Here is a 22502-nt window from a genome sequence, read left to right as displayed (position 1 = left end):
AGTCCCGAATTAATCGGGACTTTTTGTTTTAATATAATAAGGTTTTTTATCTGTCTAAGTTATTTTACTAGACTTATAAGTTCATCTAAATTTACTTTAGATTGTTCACCGCTAATCATGTTCTTTAAAGTATATACGCTAGAAGCCATTTCTGATTCACCTACTAAAACCACAAAAGGAATAGTGCGTTTATTGGCATGATTCATCTGTTTTTTCATTTTAGCTGCATCTGGGTATAATTCAGCATTAATACCAGAAGCTCTTAATTTCTGAATTGCTTGTAAACTATATAACGCTTCAGTATCTCCAAAGTTAATAAAAAGCACTTTTACACTCTTATTCACAGTTTCTGGAAACAATTGTAATTCTTCTAACACTAAATAGATACGATCTAAACCAAAACTGATACCTACACCACTTACATCTTTAAGACCAAATATTCCAGTTAAATCGTCGTATCGACCACCGCCACCTATTGATCCCATTTGCACAGATTCTGGTGCAGATACTTCAAAAATTGCTCCGGTATAGTAATTTAATCCACGAGCTAAAGTCACATCTAATTGTAAAGTTGCTGTTTTTAATCCGAGTGTATCAATTCCTGTATTTATGAATTCCAATTCTTCAACACCCTTTAATCCTTCTTCAGACGTACTTAAAATATCTTTTAAACTATTAATTTGCGCTTCAAAAGATCCAGACAATGTAAAAAGTGGCTGTAATTTATCAATACCCGTTTGCAGAATACCCTTCCCAAGCATTTCTTCTTTTACTTTCTCCTCTCCTATTTTGTCTAATTTATCTAGAGCCACCGTAAAATCGATAAGCTTATCTTGAGCTCCAATAACTTCTGCTATTCCGGCTAATATTTTACGATTATTAATCTTAATGGTTACACCGTCTAAATTTAATGCGGTAAACACCGCATCGTACAATTGCACAAACTCCACCTCTTGCCAAAGGGATTTAGAACCTACAACATCTGCATCGCACTGGTTAAACTCTCTAAAACGTCCCTTTTGCGGACGATCTGCTCTCCAAACGGGTTGCATTTGGTAACGCTTAAACGGAAATTCGATTTCGTTTTGGTGTTGTACTACATATCTCGCAAACGGCACAGTTAAATCGTAACGCAATGCTTTTTCAGAAATACTAGACGTTATTTTAGTAGAATTCTTTTCGGCATACAACGCATCATCAACTTTGTTAAGATAATCACCAGAATTCAAAATTTTAAAAATTAATCGATCACCTTCATCTCCGTATTTCCCCATTAATGTTTCCGAATTTTCAAAACTCGGCGTTTCTATAGGTTGAAAACCATACGTTTCAAATACATTTTGAATGGTTTTAAATATATATTGACGTTTTGCAACTTGTTCCGGATTAAAATCGCGTGTTCCTTTTGGAATGCTTGGTTTCTGTGCCATTGATATTTTTAATTTGAGCACAAATATCTAAATTTTTGATGTGACTTAATAAGATAATTCAATTTTATAGTAACTTTATTCCGATTTAATAGTCTTATATTAAAACACCCAACCTATAACACCATATTCATGTTTTCACTTGTTTTAGAAAATATCAGAATTGCATTCGATTCTATTAAAGGGCAGCTGCTGCGTACCATTTTAACTATACTAATTATTGCAATTGGAATTACAGCCTTAGTTGGAATTTTAAGCGCCGTTTCTGCTTTAGAAAACACCATTTCTAGCGACTTTTCTTCAATGGGTGCTAACACCTTTAATATTCAACGTTATGAGTTTACGGCGCGTAGACAAGCTGGCGAACGTCAAAAAATAAATCCAATTATAAGTTATCAAAATATTCGCGATTTCCAAGATCAATACAATTATCCGTTTACTAAAACCTCTGTTTCTTTTACGGGAACCTCTATGGCAGAAGTAAAATTTGAAAATGAAAAAACAGACCCTGAAGTTACTGTTATTGGTGCAAACGAAAATTTTATTCAAAACTCTGGACTAAAAGTTAGCGAAGGACGAGAATTTAATGCTTTAGAAGTCGATAACAATTCTAACGTATGTATAATAGGAAGTGATTTAGTAAAAGCTATTTTTAAAGACGAAAATCCAATTGATCAAACCATATCTGTTAGAGGCTTTAAATTTAAAGTTATTGGAGCGTTAGAATCTAAAGGATCCACTTTTGGAAATAATCAAGATTTAAGAGTAATTATGCCGCTTCAAAAAGCACGTTCCATTTTTACCAATGCCAATATAAACTATGCCCTGAGTGTTATGGTTGAAAAAAAGGAATTGTTAGAACAAGCTCAAGACGACGCTATAGTATCTTTTAGAAATATACGTGGATTAAATCCTGTTGAAGAAAACAATTTTGGTTTAGAACGTAGCGATGATCTTATTAATCGAATTGGAGCAATTACAGGAGTGTTATCTACGGCTGCGTGGATTATAAGCATTATTACCATTCTAGGCTCATCTATAGCTTTAATGAATATTATGTTGGTCTCTGTTAGCGAACGTACACGAGAAATTGGTGTACGTAAAGCACTTGGTGCCAAACAAGGAACCATAGCGTTTCAGTTTTTTATAGAAACTATTATTATCGGGCAGTTAGGTGGAATTCTTGGAATGATAATAGGTGTCTTACTTGGTGTAGGCGTTTCAGCGGCATTCGATTTTCAGTTTAGTATGCCATGGTCAGCCATGATATGGGCAAGCGTTATCACATTTTTAGTGGCCATTGTTTCAGGCTCTTACCCAGCATCAAAAGCTTCAAAATTAGACCCTATAGAATCTTTACGTTACGAGTAAACAACTACTAATCGTTATTAACCAAATTATTAAAGAACGTATATAACTCACCTTTTGTAATGTTCGCTCCTTGTTGAATTAATTTAAAGATATCTAAGTGTTTATCTTCAGAATAGGTTTTATTAGCCTGAAGAAACTCTACATTATCATGCATTAAATTATTACGTAACCACTCGAAACCTTCTTTAGTAGCTAAGTCTTTATCGTTAGTTAACTTAATAGCTACCAGATGCATATTGGTTTCACCAAGCGAAAACAAATGCATGTGTTGTCCGTTAATATGTTCTAGGTATTTTACTTTACTTAAAACACCTTCCCATACTAGGTCACTAAACACATCTAATTCTTGTTCGGCTACTTCTGGTTTAGTTTCTTTAATTGTTTTCCACTCGCTTGCATCAATAGATTGTGTAGCTAAAAAATTAATAAATTCTTTATGTAATTCCTCAAATTGCTCTTTTGTAAGACGTGTGTATTTCATTTTGAATATATTTTGAATTAAAAAAACCGTCTAGAACAAGTCTAAACGGTTTTAATATTATAATTACCTTTTAATTAGTTAGCTTCTGCTACTACTTCAAAAGGAAAATCTACTGTTACTTCACGGTGTAAACGAATAACGGCATCGTATTTACCTAAACGCTTAACACTACCACCAATTACAGTGATGTATTTTTTGTCGATAGACTGACCTGCTTTAGCGATAGCTTCTGCAAGATCAATATTATTTACAGATCCAAATAATTTATCTCCAGATCCTACTTTAGAAGTAATTTTAATGTCTAAAGCTTTTAATGCTTCAGCAACTACATTTGCTTCATCAACAATTTTTTGTTCTTTAAAAGCTCTTTGCTTTAAGTTTTCAGCTAACACTTTCTTAGAAGAAGGTGTTGCTAAAATAGCACTTCCTTGAGGAATTAAAAAGTTTCTACCATAACCGTTCTTAACTGTTACAACATCGTCTTTAAATCCTAAATTTTCAACGTCTTGTTTTAATATAAGTTCCATTGTTATCGGTATTTTATTTTAATAAATCAGCTACATAAGGCATTAAAGCTAAGTGACGTGCTCTTTTTACAGCTACAGACACTTTTCTTTGATACTTTAAAGAAGTTCCAGTTAAACGACGAGGTAAAATTTTACCTTGCTCGTTTACAAATCTTAATAACCAATCTGCATCTTTATAATCTACATATTTGATTCCAGATTTCTTGAAACGACAATATTTCTTTTGCTTATTAGTTTCAATATTTAAAGGCGTTAAGTATCTAATCTCTCCGTCTTTTTTTCCTTTTGCTTGTTGTTCTATAGATGACATAATTACGCTTTTTGTTTTAGTTTAGCTCTTCTTCTCTCAGCCCAAGCCACAGCGTGCTTGTCTAATTTTACAGTTAAGTAACGCATAAAACGTTCGTCACGTCTAAATTCTAATTCTAATGGAGTGATAACTTCTCCTGCTACTTGGAATTCAAATAAATGGTAAAAACCACTTTTTTTGTTTTGAATTGGGTAAGCTAATTTTTTTAGTCCCCAATCTTCTTTTGATATCATCTTAGCACCGTTAGAAACAAGAAAGTCTTCGTATTTCTGTACTGTCTCCTTTATCTGAGTCTCAGATAAAACGGGATTTAAGATGAAAACAGCTTCATAATGATTCATATTCAAATCTATTTTATTGTTAAAAATGGCTGCAAAAGTACATATAATTATTAGATATAACAAACACTATATTAATTAGTTTTACTTACTTACCTTGTTAATGATATGTTAACACATACCCAATATTACACTTTATCGGTATTTCTTTTGTTTTTAACCGATTAATTTGTACTATTGTCGATAACTTAACCGAAACATTTAATGTTATGACTTTAAACTGTGTAGTAGTAGACGATTCTGCAATTCAGCGCTTGTCCATAGTAAAGTTGATAGAAAACCACGCTGCTCTTAATTTAATTGCAGAGTACAGTAGTGCGCTTGAAACCAAAAATGGTTTAAACTCACACAAAGTTGATCTTATCTTTTTAGATATAGAAATGCCTGTACTTAACGGTTTTGAACTTCTTGACGTTTTAAACAACAAGCCCCAAATTATTTTTGTTACTGGTAAAACGGAATATGCTTTTAAAGCATTTAATTACGATGCTACCGATTACTTAAAGAAGCCAATTACCCGTGAACGTTTTATGACTGCTGTTGAAAAAGCAGTAGAACAACATAAACTAAAATTAGATTTCACAGAAGCTGAAGGCGAACACATTTTCGTTAAAAGTAATCTGAAGAAACGTAAGGTTTATATTAACGACATTAAATGGATTGAAGCACTTGGTGACTATGTAAAACTAGTTACTGCAGAAGGTAGTTTAGTGGTATTGTCTACTATGAAAGCTTTTGAAATGGAACTTCCTGAAGGAAAATTTTTAAGAATTCATAAGTCATATATCGTTAACCTAGACAAAATTGACAGATTTAATAGTAAAAATGTTGAAGTTGGATCGTTTGAAATTCCGTTAAGCCGAAATAAGAAATCTCAACTTATTGAAGCTTTAAACAGTATTTAATACGCATCGACATTCAAGATTAATCTTACAGATCTAAAATCCTTCACATTCATAAAGCTATTGTTTATTTTAACGATAGCTTTTTTTGTACCTCCTAACGATTGCTTTGATGGAATTTTAATTAAAATATTTTTGTGAAACTGATTTCTAATTCTTGCCACTGGCGGATCTACCGGACCCAGAACATAATCTCCAAACACTTGCCTTAAAGCAGTTCCTAACCAAACAGATGCCGTATTTACTCGGTTAAAATCCTTATGCTTTAATGTAACACGAATTAAACGGTATACTGGCGGATACTTAAAATTATAACGTTCGTCCATTTGTTCTTTATACATGGCAACATAATTATTAGTTGAAACCTGCTGCAATATATTGTGAAACGGATTATACGTTTGAATTAAAACCTTCCCTTGTTTTTCTGTTCGTCCAGCTCGACCAGAAACTTGAGATAATAATTGATAGCTACGTTCGTGCGCTCTAAAATCTGGGAAATTCAATAAATTATCGGCATTCATAATACCAACTAAAGCAACGTTTCTAAAATCGAGACCTTTAGTTAGCATTTGGGTCCCCACCAAAATATCCATTTCCTGTTGCTCGAAAGCTGTTATTATTTTTTCATAACCATATTTACCGCGTGTCGTATCTAAATCCATACGGCCTGCTTTATGATTTGGAAACAATTGCTTAACCTCCTCCTCTATTTGTTCGGTACCAAAACCTTTAGTATCTAAAGCAGTATCTCCACAAGCCTGACATTTTAAAGGTTTAGCAATATTATAACCACAATAATGACAACGTAACTGATTGCGATAGCTGTGAAACGTTAAACTGACATCGCAATTCGGACATTGCGGCGAATGTCCGCAAGTGTTACATTCTACAATTGGCGAAAATCCACGACGGTTTTGGAATAAAATAATTTGATGTCCTTCTTCTAAGGTTTCAGCCATTACTTGAATCATTCTATCGCTAAAATGACCTTTCATTAATTTACGTTTATGCTTGTCTTTAATATCTATTAATTCTATATCCGGCATCAACACATTATTATAACGCTTAGTAATTTCTACCAAACCATATTTTCGTTGTTGCACATTAAAGTAGCTTTCTAAACTTGGTGTCGCAGAACCTAATAATGTTTTCGCACCGTGAAAATGAGCCAAAACCACTGCCGAATCTCTAGCATGATATCGTGGTGCAGGATCAAATTGCTTAAAAGATTGTTCATGCTCCTCGTCTACTATTATTAGTCCGAGCGATTTAAAAGGTAAAAATATAGAAGATCGCGCACCCAAAACCACTTGAGCTTTCGGAGCATTAGATAATACATTATTCCAAACCTCAACACGTTCGTGCGCAGAATATTTAGAATGAAATACAGCTACTTGTTCTCCAAAATAGATTTGTAATCTATTTACTAACTGTGTAGTTAGTGCAATTTCTGGCAATAAGTACAAAACCTGTTTCCCGGTTTTTAAAACGGCCTCAATTAACTTAACATACACTTCTGTTTTCCCAGAAGAAGTTACACCATGAAGCAATGTAACTTGATGCGTTTCAAAAGACGTTTTTATTTGATGTAAAGCTTCTGTTTGCTCTGTATTTAAAGCTTTCGAAGCTTCTGAAGCCTTACCGTCAAATTCGACGCGATCGGTTTGAATAAAATATTCTTCTAATACCGATTTATCAATTAACGATTTTATAATACTATTAGATGCTCCGCTGGCTTCAGTTAATTCAGAAACCTTTATTGCTTTTTTTGTTTTGGCAGATAACTGAAATAAACTCATTACAACATCTCGTTGTTTAGGTGCTCTACTTAAGTCTTCTAACAACTGTTGTAAACCAGATTGGGTAGTATGCTGATTTTGAAGCTTAACATATTTAACCAGTTTTGGTTTATATTTTTCAAACACTTCTTCTTCTACTACAATAGCTTCTTTTTCTAAAAGGCGTTTAATAATAGGAAAGACTTGTTTTCGATCTACAATATCTACTATATCTTGAATGCGTAACGAAGACTGATGCTGTAATGCTTCATAAATTAAAAATTCATCATCTTTTAAATCTGTGTCACATATAACCTTGTCTTTATTCTTACTTATTAACGTTTCACTTTCTAAAATAAAAGCATTTGGTAAAGCCGCTCGCATTACATCTCCAACAGCACATAAATAATAGTTTGCCATCCAATCCCATAACCTTAATTGAGTTTCGGTTACAATTGGTGTTTCATCTAATATTTGATGAATTTGTTTTGCTTCATATTTTAATGGCGCATTAGTATGAATTGTTTTTACAACTGCTGTATATACTTTCGTTTTTCCGAAAGGTACAGCTACTCGCATTCCTGCTTTTAAAAACCCAGCTTCTGCTTCTGTAATAACATAAGTAAACAGGTTTTCTACAGGAATAGGAAGTATAACATCTATATAATGAGACATATTAGTTGCTTTTATGTAGTTGACGTAAAGACACGTTTAATTCGTAACCCAACAAAATAATATTAGAATTCAACCACAAATAAAACATTAAAATTAGCAATGCCCCGATAGATCCATACAATTCATTATACTGAGAAAACTCTTCGATATACACTCCAAACAGATATGAAAAACATACAATTAACATGGTAGTAAATAAGGCGCCAGCCGAAAAAAACCGACTGTGCTTTCCTTCTCGCGTTCCGAAATAATACAGCGTTGCTGTTGACAAATACACCATAATTATTCCGAATACATACTTTGCTATATTTATAAAGATAATACTGCTATCTCCTACTTCCACACCTCGATGTTGTAAAGTATCGAATAAACTTCCAAGAACATAAATCTCTACAAACCCAAATACTGCCACAGAAATCACCACTAAAAAAGCAAGAATTAAGGCCACACCTAAAGCATATAAATATTGTCTTATTACACTTCGAGATGTTTCAAAATGATACGAGCTTTCAAATGCCGAAAACACGGCATTTACTCCATTAGCCATTAAAAATATTGATAATAGAAATACGGTTGATAGTAATCCGCCACGTTCTGAACTTTCAATGTTTTCAAATATATTTTTGAAAAAGAAATCGGATGTTGTTGGTGGTAAAAATGATTCTAAAAAATCTAAAAACTCTGCTTTAAACCCTTCAATAGGAATATGAGGAATAAGTATTAAGATGAATAATAGAAACGGAAAAATAGCCATAAAAAAATTAAAGGCTATCGCACTTGCTCTAGAGGTTAATGCTCCTTTTATAATACCAGTAATATATAACTCTAATAAATCGTAAACAGTAAGACCTTCTAGACCTGGCAGTTTAAGCGTTTTAAAGAATCTTACTAGAAAATTTACTATTGGAATTTCGGCTAGCTTATCCTCAATAGGCTTTGTCATAATTAAACCGCTTTGAGGCTTAAATCCATATTATAAACAGAATGCGTTAATGCTCCAGATGAAATACAGTTTACACCACATTCGGCATACTTACGAAGTGTATTTTCATTAATTCCTCCCGAAGATTCTGTTTGGCATGTATCACCAATTAACTTTACGGCAGTCTTGGTATCGGCGTAATTAAAATTATCTATTAAAATGCGGTATACCCCATCGTTTAGAAGAATCTCTTCAATTTCTTGAAGGTTTCTAGCTTCAACAATAATTTTTAAATCTTTATTATTCGATTTTAAATAAGCTTGAGTTTTTGTAATCGCAGCAGTAATTCCACCAGCAAAATCGATATGATTATCTTTTAACATAATCATGTCGTACAACGCAAATCTATGATTTTCTCCACCTCCTATTTTAACAGCCCATTTTTCTAGAGCACGAATACCAGGCGTAGTTTTTCTTGTATCTAAAATTTTAGTTCCGGTACCTTCTAACAAATCGACATACGATTTTGTTTTAGTTGCAATTGCACTCATACGTTGCATGGCATTTAAAACCAAACGCTCTGCTTTTAAAATAGATTGCGAAGCACCTTCTACGTAAAAAACAACATCACCATATTTTACTTTGGTCCCGTCTTCAATTAAAGTTTCAATTTTTAAATTACTATCAATATATTCAAAAACCTTTTTAGCAAATTCTACACCTGCAATAACACCTGCATCTTTTACCAGTAATTTGGCTTTTCCTTGTGCTGTTTCTGGAATACAGGCTAAAGAACTATGATCACCATCACCAACATCTTCACGTACAGCATTACTAATAATACCTTCTATTTCCTTATCGAATTGCTCCTTACTTATCATAAAAATTATTTGATGCTAAATTACTAATTGCGGATTTAAAATGTAATAAAATCGAATTAAAAAATTTCTAAACTTCCTTTCCCTTCCCTCACAATTACAGGTTCGTCTTCGGAAAAATCGATTACTGTAGACGCTTGATTACCCCCATAACCACCATCGATTACCAAATCAACTAGATTATCCCATTTTTCATAAATTAATTCTGGATCTGTAGTATATTCTAAAACCTCATCTTCATCTCTAATAGAAGTTGAAACAATAGGGTTTCCTAATGCTTTAACAATTTCTAAAGCTATTCTATTATTTGGAACACGAATACCAACTGTTTTCTTTTTCTTGAAAGCTGTTGGCAAAGTTTTGGCTCCAGGAAGAATAAATGTATATGGTCCTGGTAAAGCTCGTTTTAATATTTTAAAAGTAGACGTATCTATTTGTTTTACGTAATCGCTCAAATTACTCAAGTCGTAACAAATAAATGAGAAATTTGCTTTTTCCAATTTCACCCCTTTTATACGTGCTATACGCTCTAAAGCCTTACTATTTGTAATATCGCATCCTAAACCATATACCGTATCGGTTGGATAAATAATTAGTCCACCACGTTTTAAAACCTCCACTATTTTTTTTATTTCCTTAGGGTTCGGATTTTCTTCATAAATTTTTATTAACTCGGCCATAATAAGTATATTGTAGAATCGTTCTACAAAGTAATTAATAATTTATAATGAAACCAATAAAATCCATTATCATCCTACTATTAATTGCAGTTTCTAGTTATTCGTGCACATCAGACACCACATCTGATACAAATGAATTTACAGATTTAGAAGCCTTAATTAAAACAGATGTCTCATATGGTAATCACGAATCTCAGACCTATGATATTTATTTACCTGAACATCGTGATATAGACACCAAAACTTTAATTTTAGTGCATGGTGGCGGATGGACTTCTGGCGATAAAAACGATATGAATGGTTTTGTAGCTCTAATCCAAAAAGACTTACCAAATACTGCAATTGTAAATATGAATTACCGTTTGGTAGACGAAAGTACAGAAGCCTACCCAACACAAATAAACGATATCTCGGCAGTAATTAATCATTTAAACGCGAATCTTGATGCCTATCAAATTTCCGATGACTTCGGATTTATAGGCACTAGCGCAGGTGCACATTTAGCTTTACTATGGAGTTACGCCTTCAACGAAAACGAACTGATTAAAATGGTTTGTAGTATTGTTGGACCTACAAATTTTACAGACCCTGCATATTTAGAAAATTTAAATTTCAACACAGCTAGTTTACTAGAAAACCTTTATGGTATTGATTTAACTACCGAATTTTTAGAAACTGTAAGTCCGTATCATCAAGTTACTGCAGCAGCACCGCCAACAGTTTTATTTTATGGCGGAAAAGACCCTTTGGTGCCGACCTCTCAAGGAGATCAATTACAACATAAACTTCAAGAATTGGGAATTATGCACGAATACACATTATATCCTGAAGCGGGACATGGTTGGGCTGGTTTAGAACTACTAGATACTTGGTCTAAATTAAAAAGCTTTATTGAAGCACATTTAGATTAATTATTTACATATTCTACCTCGTTAAATCATGAGCACCTTTCACCTCTACCTCCTTTAAAACCAACATAATACCTGAATTATTTTAAATCAATCACAGCCCACATGAATAAAAGTTTTTATGAACAAAACAGACAAAAGCTATTGCAAATGGTTAAAGCTTTACATAAACTTGGGTATGGAAAAACACGGGTAATTCCCTCAATTGCTCCTATCGGCTTGGCGTTGCGTTTTTATTGATTAGACAAGAAATACAAAATTATAGCGTCGTCATGGATTTCTAATCACGAAAATGGAAGTTTTCAAAATGAGATTAAATTATCTTCAATAGAGTTGGCTGATATTTTTATAAAAGAAAACTCAGATTTTATTGAACAGTGTATGGGTAATAACGAAGCATGCTATTACCAAATGATTTCAAGTTTAGAAGAAGAAGAATTACCATATGCTTTCGATATAGGTGAGCGTTTTTTCCTACTGATTATTGGTTAACTAGTAAAAACAATAAAATAAAAAATTTACCCAACGAAGAAGATTTTTACTAGCACTACTTCACTCACTAAGTGAAACTTTATTATCTGTCATAAACTATATCACGAATAGACGGTCAATTAAAATAAAAAAGTCCAGAATAATGAATTCTGAACTTTTTTAATCTTAACCTTAATTATATTTCTGTTACCCTAAAACCTCTAATTTAGCAAAACGAAGCAATAGTTTCTTATTACCTCCATTTTCAAATTTTATTTCAGCTTTTGTATCTGCTCCTGCACCTTCAATTTTTAAAACTTCTCCTTTACCAAATCGTAAATGCTTTACAATGGTTCCTGTTGTTAATTTATTATCGAATAAATTAGCACCTTCTGCTGCTCCAGTACTACTTACTGGTTTTAAGTTTTTAGGTGTATTGATTTGAACTTTAGCTGGCCCTTGTAATTTTGAAGCTCCCTTTTTCTGAATTGGTAATTGCTTAGCTGGCTTAAATCGGATATTCCCTGGTCTTGGCGTATCTGCATCTCCAAAAATGTTAGCATCTAACATCGGATTCATTCTACGTTCTTCAATAGGCGTCAATATATCTAAATACTCCTCGTCTATTTCTTGAATAAATCGGCTTGGATCAGAATCTACTAATTTTCCCCAACGGTATCTTGACAACGCATAAGTTAAATACGCTTGTTTTTCTGCACGTGTTAAAGCCACATAAAACAAACGACGTTCTTCTTCTAATTCACTTCGCGTGTTCATACTCATAGCACTTGGAAATAAATCTTCTTCAAGTCCTACAATAAACACATACGGAAACTCTAGTCCTTTTGCTAAGTGAATAGTCATTAAAGCTACACGATCATCTTCTCCAGTATCATTATCTAAATCGGTTGCCAGTGCAACATCTTCTAAAAATTCGGTTAAAGATCCTGTTGTATCTGCAAGCTCTTTCTGTTCTTCAACGAAATCTTTAATACCGTTTAATAGCTCTTCAATATTTTCAACCTTAGCAACACCCTCAGGCGTGGTGTCTTTATTGAATTCTTTTATTAATCCTGTTGTTTTTGTGACATGGTCGGCAAGTTCGAAAGCATTTACATTCTCATTCATCACTTGAAAACTCTCTACCATGGTCACAAAATCCATCAACTTATTCTTAGTTCCTGAATTGAACTTTACATCGGTTTTATCGATGTTTTTCATCACTTCAAAAATAGAACGCTTATAACCATTTGCAGCGATTAGCAACTTATCTATAGTTGTTTGTCCAATACCTCGTGGCGGGAAGTTAATCACACGTTTTAACGCTTCTTCATCAGACGGATTGATAATAATTCGTAAATACGACAGGATATCTTTAATCTCCTTACGCTGATAGAATGACAATCCACCATAAATACGATATGGAATGTCACGTTTACGCAACGCGTCTTCCATAGAACGAGACTGCGCATTGGTACGATACAAAATAGCAAAATCTGAATGATTAAGTTGTTCGTTCATTTTCGTTTCAAAAATGGTACTCGCTACATAGCGCCCTTCTTCCCCATCGGTCATAGAACGATTTACTTTAATCTTATTCCCTTCATCATTAGCCGTCCAAACCACCTTATCTAATTTGGTTTCGTTTTTATCGATTATAGAATTCGCTGCATTTACAATTGTTTTAGTCGATCTGTAATTTTGTTCTAGTCGAAACATTTTTACATCGTCGTAATCCTTTTGGAAATTCAGAATGTTATTAATATTGGCACCACGGAACGCATAAATACTTTGCGCATCATCCCCAACCACACATATGTTTTGGAAACGATCGGACAGTGCTCTTACTATTAAATATTGTGAGTGGTTTGTATCTTGATACTCATCGACCAAAATATATCTAAATCGATCTTGATATTTTGCTAATACTTCTGGAAAACGTGTTAAAAGTTCGTTGGTTTTCAATAATAAATCATCGAAATCCATAGCTCCAGATTTAAAACAACGATCAACGTATTCTTTATAAATATCTCCTAAACGCGGACGTCTAGCCATTGTATCTGCTTCGATTAATTCAGGATTCTGAAAATAAGCACGAACGGTAATTAAACTGTTTTTATATGAAGAGATTCTAGAAAATACAGATTTGTATTTATACAATTCTTTATCTAATCCCATCTCCTTTATAATAGATGAAATTAAACGCTGAGAATCTTGCGCATCGTAAATGGTGAAGTTTGCTGGATATCCTAAACGGTCTGCCTCTATTCTAAGAATCTTAGCAAATACCGAGTGAAATGTTCCCATCCATAAATTCTTAGCCTCACTTTGACCAACAATAGTCGCAATACGCTCTTTCATTTCGCGTGCTGCTTTATTGGTAAATGTTAACGATAAAATATTAAAAGGGTCGATTCCCTTATGCATTAAATAGGCAATTCTGTAGGTAAGCACACGCGTTTTTCCTGAACCCGCACCTGCGATAACTATCATAGGGCCGTTCATCTGGATTGTTGGTGCTAACTGTGCTTCATTTAACTGACTTAAATACTTCTCCAATGTTCATACAATTTAGATTGTAAAATTAACCTTTGTTGGCCGTTTAACTAAATAGATTTATAAATAATTATAAACATTGCCCATTTTGTATGATTCTCTAACACTAAACGCACTTAAATAATCCCGTCGCCCACAAACACAAGTTTTAAGCCTTCCTTTACATTTAACCAGAAGAAGTTGAAAACAGACTTGGTTTTATCGCGTTCTACCTGACCTGATTTTGTAATAAATCCATCATCGTTTTTGTCGGAATCATTTCTAAGAAATAAGTTCGCTACCGAAGATAAAAATTTATTTTTCTGGTGTTTTTTATTTAAAATCTGAAGTTTCATATCTTCATACTTCACACTAAAATCTACATGAGACCGATTTACATTACCATTAATATTGGCATAAATTTCATCGAACTGTCCTTCTAGCTTAATATTTAAATTGTGTTCCGTGAATTTATTAAGCTGAGAAACGGGCAATAAACCGATTTCGGTTTTAAAATTGAATTCGTCTTTTTCGTTATTCACATCAAAAGTCCAAAGCGCGTGTAAAGGTGCGGTGTCAAAAAAATTGGTATTAATATCTAACTCTGTTTTGGTAGGCGATGTATACGTATTACTTACATTTTTTATTGTTGCATTAAAATCGTTAAAAGAGATACTTCCAGCATGAATTCCTTCCTTTACCTTTTCCTCATATTCTATATATCCGTCTTTTAAGATAAGAACAGGTAAGGTTAAATCGAATTTTAAATCTCGTAACATTTTACTGTATAATGGTTTTACTGAATAATCGTCGGCAACCATTTTATTTCTATAAATTTTCATTATTGGTTTCTGAATAGTAATCGTATCTGTATTAAAATAAATACGTTTATCTGCAGCACCAAATTGCGGACCTTTAATATATAAGGAGTCCATTTCTACATCAAAATGATCACGTTCCTTTGTTATAAACTTGGTCAACTCGCGTTTAGAATATTTCGTTTTTAGTTTTAAATCGCGAATCACCCAATAATTTTTAGTAAATTCAAGCTCGCTTAAACGTAATGTTTCAAATTTTCCGACATTAAATTTTAACGAATCGGTTAACACGCGATAATCGGAATACTTAAAAGGCACACCTTCTAATGCCGTAGCATCATCAAAATAGATATCGTTAAATCTAATACTTGCATTCTCCGATTTCACAAAAACAGAATCTTTAGACCCTTTGTACAAGGTGACTGTCGCATGATTTAAATCGAAATTATCAATCTTCACCACCTTATCGAATTTTTTTAAACCTTGAGATTTCGAATTAGAACTAACTTGTACAGAATCCTTAGTTTTTTCTTTAGATCTCACATAAAATATTTGGGCATTATTTAGCAACACCGAATCTAAATGAATTGTATTATTAACCACATACTCCCAATAGCTTACATTGGTGAGCTTAAAATCTTCGAGTATAATCTTTAAATCTACTCTTCTTTCTGCGCCTTCTATAAGTTCTAACTCTGGATTTTCGACAAACAACATGCCTTGAAACACATTAACATGTAATGCAGAGTAATTGAAACGCACAGACTCTGGTAAGGTTTTCAGGGTGTTTTCTAATTTCTTTTCAACGAAACTATTTGCGAAAAACACGCAAATAACACAAAACGCACCAAGGATTGAAAACCCTATAATTAACCTCTTTCTTATTGTATACGACATTTTATTGTATCTAGATAATTCTAAAATACTGAAAACAATCTAATCTTATTGTAAAATACTTATTTATGTTTTCCCTTTATTTTAAATATATTTACTTCCAAATCATAAAACATACACATAATGGGCTTAAGTGACATAAGTTGGTGGGTTTGGGTTATCCTATTCCTATTAATTGTAGCAATACGCGATATTTTTATCCAGAAGAAACATACAATTAGCCACAATTTTCCAATTATTGGTCATATTCGATATTTATTAGAAAGTATCGGCCCAGAAATGCGTCAGTATTTTGTAGCAAATAACCGCGAAGAATTACCTTTTAATCGCATAGAACGTGGTTGGATTTATGCTTCAGCAAAAAAAGAAAACAATTACGAAGGTTTTGGAACCGATAGAGATATTTATGCCATTCAGCACATCTTTATCAACAACGCCATGTTTCCTTTTAAACCCAAAGAAAATCATCCAAATTTAATTGACAAAACATTCTTGCCATGTGCTAAAGTTATGGGTACATATAACAAGAGAAAAAAACCTTTTAGACCGGCTTCTGTTATTAACATATCAGCAATGAGTTTTGGTTCACTTTCTGCTAAAGCTATGGAATCTTTAAACAAAGGTGTGAAAATCTCTGGTGCATATCATAATACCGGCGAAGGAGGCTTATCGCCCTACCATAGTTATGGTGGCGATGTTATTTTTCAAATTGGAACGGGGTATTTTGGAATTCGCGATGATCAAGGAAATTTCTCTAAAGAAAAATTAATTGCTTTAGTAGAGGCCAATCCATTTGTTAAAGCCATAGAAATAAAATTATCTCAAGGTGCTAAGCCTGGAAAAGGAGGCGTATTACCTGCAGCAAAAATTACACAAGAAATTTCAGATATTAGACACGTCCCAATAGGAAAAGACGTGCTTTCACCTCCTAGCCACTCTGCTTTTAGCGATATTCCAGAGCTTATGGCTTTTATAGAAGACATTGCTGATGTTACAGGTTTACCTGTTGGAATTAAAGCTGCTATTGGAAAATTAGACCAATGGGAACAACTTGCCGATATGATGTTAAGCACCGGTAAAGGTCCCGATTTTATATCTGTTGATGGTGGAGAAGGTGGTACTGGAGCAGCACCTCCGAGTTTTGCCGACCACGTGTCTTTACCATGGGTTTACGGATTTAGCGACTTATATAAAGTGTTCTTAAGACGTGGACTAACAGACCGTATTGTTTTTATAGGAAGTGGAAGATTAGGATTTCCAGCCAAAGCAGCTATGGCTTTTGCTATGGGTGCCGACTGCATTAATGTGGCCAGAGAAGCCATGATGAGTGTTGGATGTATTCAAGCACAAGTATGCCATACAAACCGCTGCCCTAGTGGTGTCGCTACACAGAATAAATGGCTACAAAACGGTATTGACCCAACCTTAAAATCGGAACGATTAGCACAATATTTTAAAACGTTTAGAAAAGAGTTTATTGAGATTACTCATGCCGCTGGTTACGAACACCCTTGTCAGTTTAAAATGACCGATATTGATGTGAATGTAGACGACAAAAATTTATCTACCGAATTAGACAAAACCTATAAATATAACAAAGCTTTAGTAGAGTTCACAAGTATGCAAGACCTAAAAGATTGTCCACATCTAGGAGGAAAAGCTATCTAACTCAAACTATAAATCATTAAAAATTGCAATACGTTTTTGTGTTTTGTAGACACAAAAAAAGCTAGTAAGTTTGCTTTTAAATATTACACAAATGAATACAGATTCAATAATTAATTTATTCTTATATACATTACCTGCAGTTGTTACAGGTTTAATTGCTTATTATTTCTTTAAAGAACATACCAAGAATGAAGACGGTCGTAGGCGGTTTCTGTTAAAAAAAGAAATGCAAGTAAATGCTATGCCTTTACGCTTACAGGCTTACGAGCGTATGACCCTTTTTCTTGAACGCATTACACCTTCTAAATTGTTAATTCGTGTTCAACCAACTTCAACTGATAAGGACGATTACGAATCGTTATTAATTAATAATATTGAACAAGAGTTTGAACACAATTTATCGCAACAAATATATATTTCAGATGAATGTTGGAGCATTATTACTGCTGCAAAAAACTCTACAATCCAATTGGTGCGTAAGGCTGCCATGTTAGAAAAAACAGACTCTGCAAATAAAATCCGTGAAGTTATTTTATCAGAAATGATGGAAAAACGAGCACCTAGCGACGCGGCTTTATCTTACATTAAAGAAGAAGTTAGTGATATGTGGTAATATAAAAACCATCATCACAAAACTTTAAAAGCTTTAAAAATTGAACTACCACAATAAATCATTCAGACCTGTAGAACATTCCGAAAACGCAGAAACTACTACTGAAACTAGTTTTGAATACAAACAACACGGAAATATTCTTACCTCGAACTACCAAGGTGGTCACATAGTAAGCGGACATTTAATCGGGTTGGTAGACGACTTTGGTAACATTGAAATGCGTTATCATCAGGTCAATACTAAAGGACAACTCATGACAGGAATCTGTACTTCTAAACCTAAAATCCTTCCCAACGGAAAAATCAGACTTTATGAAACCTGGCAGTGGACATCTGGAGATAAGTCTAAAGGCAAGTCTATTTTAGAGGAAATTTAAGTTAATAGTTCACAAAACACCGCTCTTTCCCTTAACCTCTAAATCAGAAGTCGACCCGTTAAAATGTTTTTCTTCGGCGTATTCGTAGCCTTGTTTCCACCATTTTTCCATTAAGGGTTTGCTAAAAATCAAAGAGTTCTCGGTGAGTTTGGTAGGCGTGTAATACAAGTTAAGCTTTACCGTTTTCTGAATCGCGGCGAGTTTTCCTATCACAATATCATGCTGTTCTACTTGGTCTAATAAATGACCGAATAAATTCATCATTAATGAAAACGGATTTTTTCCTAAGACCTTATTTTTTTTCATTTGTTCCGATTCCAAAATAACCGCATCAATTTCTGTGGCTCCACGTTTTATGGCTTCTTGAATAGGCACTACACACGAAAATCCGCCATCGGCATATTCGTAACCATTTACTGTCGCTAAAGACATAAACGGTATGTAATTACAGGAAATCCATATCCATTCGCAAAATTCTTCATAGGAATAATCATGAATAGACTTGTACTCGACTTTACTTTTAGACAAATTGGTAACCGTTACAACCACATCTTCCTTAGTGCGTTTAATGAGATTGTATTCTTCTAAAGTGAAATTCTTTTTAATGTTTCGCCTTAAAGATTTACTCTCTCCAAACGTCCGTTTCCGTTTAATAAACTGAAGTATGGAACTCAAATAATTAATAGTTACATACTCACGGCCTTCCTTTTTGCGTTGAATAAATGGACTCACGCTAAAAATATCATGTTGCGTGACATTGGTATACATTTTATGCAATTTTTTTAAATCGCCCGTAGCCAAATGCGGAATTAACATACTTCCTGTAGATGTCCCCAAAAACATATCGTATTCACGCTTGTTGCGTTCTATTAAATATTGGGCGACACCACCCGCGAAGGCACCTTTACTTCCGCCTCCCGAAATTACTAATGCTCTCATATGTTTTCTAATTGGCTAATTTCATCATTTTTATATTTGGCAAATTCAAATCCACTTTGCCACCACTTAATCATATTCTTTTTATTAAAAATTAAAGAGTTTGTGGTTAATATGGTTGGCGTGTAATACAAGTTAATAATCGCATCGTTATTTGTGGCAACATATTTCCCGATTTTTATATTCTGACTCTCGATACGGTCCAGCATAAACGCAAACATATTGGTAAGTAACGAAAAAGCATTTAAGGATGGCATGCGGTTAAATTGAGTGACTTCGGTTTGTAAAATAATAGCATCTACTACTTTGGCACCGCGTTTTATAGCTTCTTCTATAGGCACCATAGACCCTAAACCTCCATCGGCATATTCGAAACTATTCTTTTGCACCAAACTCATAAACGGAGTGTAATTGCACGAAATCCAAATCCACTCGCAAAACTCGTCGTATTCAAAATCTTTAAGCGATTTATATTCCGTTTGATTAATAGATAAGTTCGAAACCGTGACCACCACATCGGTCCCGCTTTGTTTTAGTTCTGAAAATTCGGCTGGGGTAAATACTTTTTTAATCAGTTTCTTTAGGTTTAAACTCTCTCCGAATGTTTTATTTCCGTTTAAAATATTGCGCAACACATTCACATGATTAATGCTAATGGTTTCGACACCTCTCTTTTTTTTGATTAAAAACGGACAGCTATTAAATATATCGTCTTGAGTAACACTTGTATAAATGCCTTTAATTTTCTCCACTTTCTTAAGCGCCAAATGAGAAGCCAACAAACTTCCCGTAGATGTCCCGATAATAAGGTCGTAATTATGTTTTTTATGTTCTATAAGATATTGAGCCACACCTCCTGCAAATGCACCTTTACTTCCTCCTCCCGAAATTACAAGCGCTCTCATGGTGTTGTAGATTGTGTTTCTAACTGACTTAAAATAGCTTTATACTTTGGCTGTGTTTCTAAGGCCGATAGCAATTGCTTGGCCATTTTGCTTAGTCGCCAATTGTGATGTGTTGTTGCTTGCTTGATATTTATAATTGAATCTTCATTATACAACTGAAGCGCATCGACATAACTAAAAGCCAACTCACGAACTTCAAAATCGTATTCCGGTCCTGTATAACTGATTAATTCATTGATGTAAGATGCATTCTTGTCGGCTTCAAACTCTGGAGTCGACAAGGCTAAAACCAACCACAATTGTCTGATATTTTTAGATTTAAAACCAACACGTCCTTTTGTTTCTTCTAAATATGTAGCGCGTTTATCCGGAAAGTTAGACCACAAATTGTATAAGGCCATTTCCTGAGTCTGATACGATTTATCGCTTAACAAGGTTTCGTAAGCCGATTGCAATTCTGAAGGAATCGTTCTCAAGGTTTGAGCAATGGTTTGACGCACTTCTACACCATTTTCAAGCAATACCGATTCCGTGATTAATTCAGGATATTTTTTTATGATTTCCTGTTTTTCATAATAAAACTTAGAAGCGTCCATTAAAAAATCGACGTCTTTATCGACCGAACATTCAATATGCTCCAAATGCTTGATGTAAAAACTCATATCGTCTTTAGCATTTTCAACAATAGACTCCTTTGGAAATTCTACGGTGTTTAACCACAAATCGAAAAACGCATCTAAATTTTCACCGCTAGTCGCTTCTACCGCCTTAATAAAATCGTCTGTCTCGACATTATTAAACTGATGTGCTTCCAAATATTGCCTAACAGCCATTTTAAAAGCCTTATCGCCCACTTTTACACGCAAAGCATGCAAGAGCCACGCTCCTTTTTTATAGAACGTTGTACTGCTCGATTTCGCATTTAACAAGGCTGTACTTTGTCCGCTAGCATCCTGAGCTTCTAATTCCTTTGCATATTCATACAAGCGCATTTTGTAATAATCGTTACCAAAAATATCGCGTTCGGCCAGTAACGCGTAATAGGTCGCGAATCCTTCTTGCAACCAATGGTGCGTCCCCGAAGTTTCGGTAACTAAATCACCAAACCATTGGTGTGCCAACTCATGAGCATTTACGTTGACGTAATTTCTATCTACAAAACCAATGTCATCTACCACAAAGGCATCAGAAAAAATGGTTGCCGTGGTATTTTCCATGCCTGCATACAGAAAATCTGCCACCGGAATTTGCTTATAATTGTCCCAGGGATACGGCACACCAATTTCTGTTTCCAAAAAATTAAATAGCTGTGCACTGTATCTGTATGTTGGTTCTACTTTAGAAACATCTTCTGGATAATAATACAATTCTAAAGGGATTCCGCTTTTAGATTCGAGTATTTTCTTATCGTATTTTCCAATGGCAATGGCAAACAAATAATTACTCATAGGCTTGGTCGATACATACCGCCAAGATGTTAAATCATCTTCCAATTTTACTTTTTCTATTAATTCACCATTTGCAATAACCTCATAGCCATCAAGAAAGTTCACAGTCAGGTCTAAGGTTGTTTTTTCATTCATATCGTCGAAACTCGGCAACCAATTACTCGTGTATTTCCCTTGGCCTTGCGTCCAAACTTGCTGTCGGCCGTCGTATTCCCATCCTACAAAATACATGGCCTTTTTAGGGGTTGCAGTATATTCTAACTTCAGCGTATTATTATCACTTCTTTCAAAATCAGACAGTATCCACAGTTTTTTACCATCGTTTGTAAAGGCTATGTCTTGTTTATTTAAGGTTACTTTTGAAATGTGCATCTGCTGAGCATCAATAAAAATAGAATCTGTAGCATGTAATACATCAAAAACATACGATACCTTACCTGAAATTTCTCTCTCCAAAGGCTGAATAGACACTTGTGCAGTAATCGACTTAAAATCAATCACATCAATTTGTTGACTCCACAACACACTACTGAATATCCCAATTAAAAGGTATAAAAAATGCTTCATATCTTAAATATAACAAAGGTTTTAGTAAAATTCGTAAAAATTAGGGTTTTATGTTTCAAGTATAAGATTTATCT

Annotated in this window: 20 protein-coding genes; 6 read left to right on the top strand and 14 right to left on the bottom strand. The window is 34.0% G+C overall.

The window, feature by feature from the left end; translation table 11 throughout:
• Positions 1-59: 59 nt before the first annotated feature.
• A complete protein-coding gene (hisS, locus tag BN863_RS05770; protein WP_038528436.1) occupies positions 60-1430 on the bottom strand; it encodes a histidine--tRNA ligase in 1371 nt (456 codons plus the stop codon).
• A 129-nt stretch (positions 1431-1559) separates the two neighbouring features.
• Between hisS and BN863_RS05765 the strand changes: the two genes are divergently transcribed.
• Positions 1560-2798, top strand: a complete 1239-nt coding sequence (locus BN863_RS05765) for an ABC transporter permease (protein WP_038528433.1) — start codon at positions 1560-1562, stop codon at positions 2796-2798.
• A gap of 7 nt (positions 2799-2805) precedes the next feature.
• Here BN863_RS05765 and BN863_RS05760 read toward each other — a convergent pair whose 3' ends face one another.
• The 4 genes from BN863_RS05760 to rpsF all read right to left on the bottom strand — a co-directional run bounded on the left by BN863_RS05760 (position 2806) and on the right by rpsF (position 4457).
• Positions 2806-3279, bottom strand: coding sequence for a DUF6495 family protein (locus BN863_RS05760; RefSeq protein ID WP_038528430.1), 474 nt, complete (start codon positions 3277-3279; stop codon positions 2806-2808).
• Positions 3280-3353: 74 nt separating this feature from the next.
• The gene (gene rplI / locus BN863_RS05755) at positions 3354-3806 is read right to left on the bottom strand and encodes a 50S ribosomal protein L9 (protein ID WP_038528428.1); all 453 of its coding nucleotides are present in this window, start codon (positions 3804-3806) and stop codon (positions 3354-3356) included.
• A gap of 13 nt (positions 3807-3819) precedes the next feature.
• Positions 3820-4116: a 30S ribosomal protein S18 gene (gene rpsR, locus BN863_RS05750; RefSeq protein ID WP_038528424.1), complete on the bottom strand. Its 297-nt coding sequence runs from the start codon at positions 4114-4116 to the stop codon at positions 3820-3822.
• A 2-nt stretch (positions 4117-4118) separates the two neighbouring features.
• Positions 4119-4457 carry a 30S ribosomal protein S6 gene (rpsF, locus tag BN863_RS05745; RefSeq protein ID WP_038528423.1) on the bottom strand — a complete coding sequence of 113 codons (339 nt, stop codon included), beginning with the start codon at positions 4455-4457 and terminating at the stop codon, positions 4119-4121.
• A gap of 206 nt (positions 4458-4663) precedes the next feature.
• Here rpsF and BN863_RS05740 point away from each other — a divergent pair, with 206 nt between their 5' ends.
• A complete protein-coding gene (locus BN863_RS05740) occupies positions 4664-5359 on the top strand; it encodes a LytR/AlgR family response regulator transcription factor (RefSeq protein WP_038528421.1) in 696 nt (231 codons plus the stop codon).
• On the opposite strand, the gene priA is transcribed toward BN863_RS05740, so the two are convergent.
• From priA to BN863_RS05720, 4 genes are read right to left on the bottom strand one after another with little or no spacing between them, the layout of a single operon-like run.
• The gene (gene priA, locus BN863_RS05735) at positions 5356-7809 is read right to left on the bottom strand and encodes a replication restart helicase PriA (RefSeq protein WP_038528418.1); all 2454 of its coding nucleotides are present in this window, start codon (positions 7807-7809) and stop codon (positions 5356-5358) included. The two genes, BN863_RS05740 and priA, sit on opposite strands and share 4 nt — an antisense overlap.
• Position 7810: 1 nt before the next feature.
• On the bottom strand, positions 7811-8752 hold the full coding sequence (locus BN863_RS05730) for a YihY/virulence factor BrkB family protein (RefSeq protein WP_038528417.1): 942 nt from the start codon (positions 8750-8752) through the stop codon (positions 7811-7813).
• Positions 8753-8754: 2 nt separating this feature from the next.
• Positions 8755-9612, bottom strand: coding sequence for a carboxylating nicotinate-nucleotide diphosphorylase (gene nadC / locus BN863_RS05725; protein WP_038528414.1), 858 nt, complete (start codon positions 9610-9612; stop codon positions 8755-8757).
• A gap of 56 nt (positions 9613-9668) precedes the next feature.
• Positions 9669-10289 carry an L-threonylcarbamoyladenylate synthase gene (locus BN863_RS05720; RefSeq protein WP_038528411.1) on the bottom strand — a complete coding sequence of 207 codons (621 nt, stop codon included), beginning with the start codon at positions 10287-10289 and terminating at the stop codon, positions 9669-9671.
• Positions 10290-10336: 47 nt separating this feature from the next.
• Between BN863_RS05720 and BN863_RS05715 the strand changes: the two genes are divergently transcribed.
• On the top strand, positions 10337-11200 hold the full coding sequence (locus tag BN863_RS05715; protein ID WP_038528409.1) for an alpha/beta hydrolase: 864 nt from the start codon (positions 10337-10339) through the stop codon (positions 11198-11200).
• Positions 11201-11875: 675 nt separating this feature from the next.
• Here the strand turns inward: BN863_RS05715 and BN863_RS05710 are convergent.
• Both BN863_RS05710 and BN863_RS05705 read right to left on the bottom strand, forming a co-directional pair.
• Positions 11876-14227: an ATP-dependent helicase gene (locus BN863_RS05710; protein WP_038528406.1), complete on the bottom strand. Its 2352-nt coding sequence runs from the start codon at positions 14225-14227 to the stop codon at positions 11876-11878.
• Between the two features lie 113 nt (positions 14228-14340).
• Positions 14341-15918 carry a hypothetical protein gene (locus tag BN863_RS05705; RefSeq protein ID WP_148304571.1) on the bottom strand — a complete coding sequence of 526 codons (1578 nt, stop codon included), beginning with the start codon at positions 15916-15918 and terminating at the stop codon, positions 14341-14343.
• 120 nt (positions 15919-16038) lie between these two features.
• Between BN863_RS05705 and BN863_RS05700 the strand changes: the two genes are divergently transcribed.
• From BN863_RS05700 to BN863_RS05690, 3 genes are all read left to right on the top strand, one after another.
• On the top strand, positions 16039-17583 hold the full coding sequence (locus BN863_RS05700; protein ID WP_038528403.1) for an FMN-binding glutamate synthase family protein: 1545 nt from the start codon (positions 16039-16041) through the stop codon (positions 17581-17583).
• 91 nt (positions 17584-17674) lie between these two features.
• Complete coding sequence (locus tag BN863_RS05695) at positions 17675-18196, top strand: DUF7935 family protein (RefSeq protein ID WP_038528401.1); 522 nt, start codon at positions 17675-17677, stop codon at positions 18194-18196.
• Between the two features lie 40 nt (positions 18197-18236).
• Positions 18237-18572, top strand: coding sequence for a hypothetical protein (locus tag BN863_RS05690; RefSeq protein ID WP_038528398.1), 336 nt, complete (start codon positions 18237-18239; stop codon positions 18570-18572).
• A gap of 9 nt (positions 18573-18581) precedes the next feature.
• On the opposite strand, the gene BN863_RS05685 is transcribed toward BN863_RS05690, so the two are convergent.
• From BN863_RS05685 to BN863_RS05675, 3 genes are read right to left on the bottom strand one after another with little or no spacing between them, the layout of a single operon-like run.
• Positions 18582-19511, bottom strand: a complete 930-nt coding sequence (locus tag BN863_RS05685) for a patatin-like phospholipase family protein (protein ID WP_038528396.1) — start codon at positions 19509-19511, stop codon at positions 18582-18584.
• Positions 19508-20413 (bottom strand): patatin-like phospholipase family protein, encoded by a 906-nt coding sequence (locus tag BN863_RS05680; protein ID WP_038528395.1) that lies wholly within the window; start codon positions 20411-20413, stop codon positions 19508-19510. The genes BN863_RS05685 and BN863_RS05680 overlap by 4 nt, the downstream gene beginning before the upstream one ends.
• Positions 20410-22428: a M1 family metallopeptidase gene (locus BN863_RS05675; protein ID WP_038528392.1), complete on the bottom strand. Its 2019-nt coding sequence runs from the start codon at positions 22426-22428 to the stop codon at positions 20410-20412. The genes BN863_RS05680 and BN863_RS05675 overlap by 4 nt, the downstream gene beginning before the upstream one ends.
• Between the last annotated feature and the right edge of the window lie 74 nt (positions 22429-22502).

Source organism: Formosa agariphila KMM 3901, from assembly GCF_000723205.1.
In the GTDB taxonomy this organism is placed as follows: Bacteria; Bacteroidota; Bacteroidia; order Flavobacteriales; family Flavobacteriaceae; genus Formosa; species Formosa agariphila.
The sequence above is the reverse complement of the archived record's forward strand: the minus strand, read 5'-3'. Positions and strand labels throughout refer to the sequence as shown.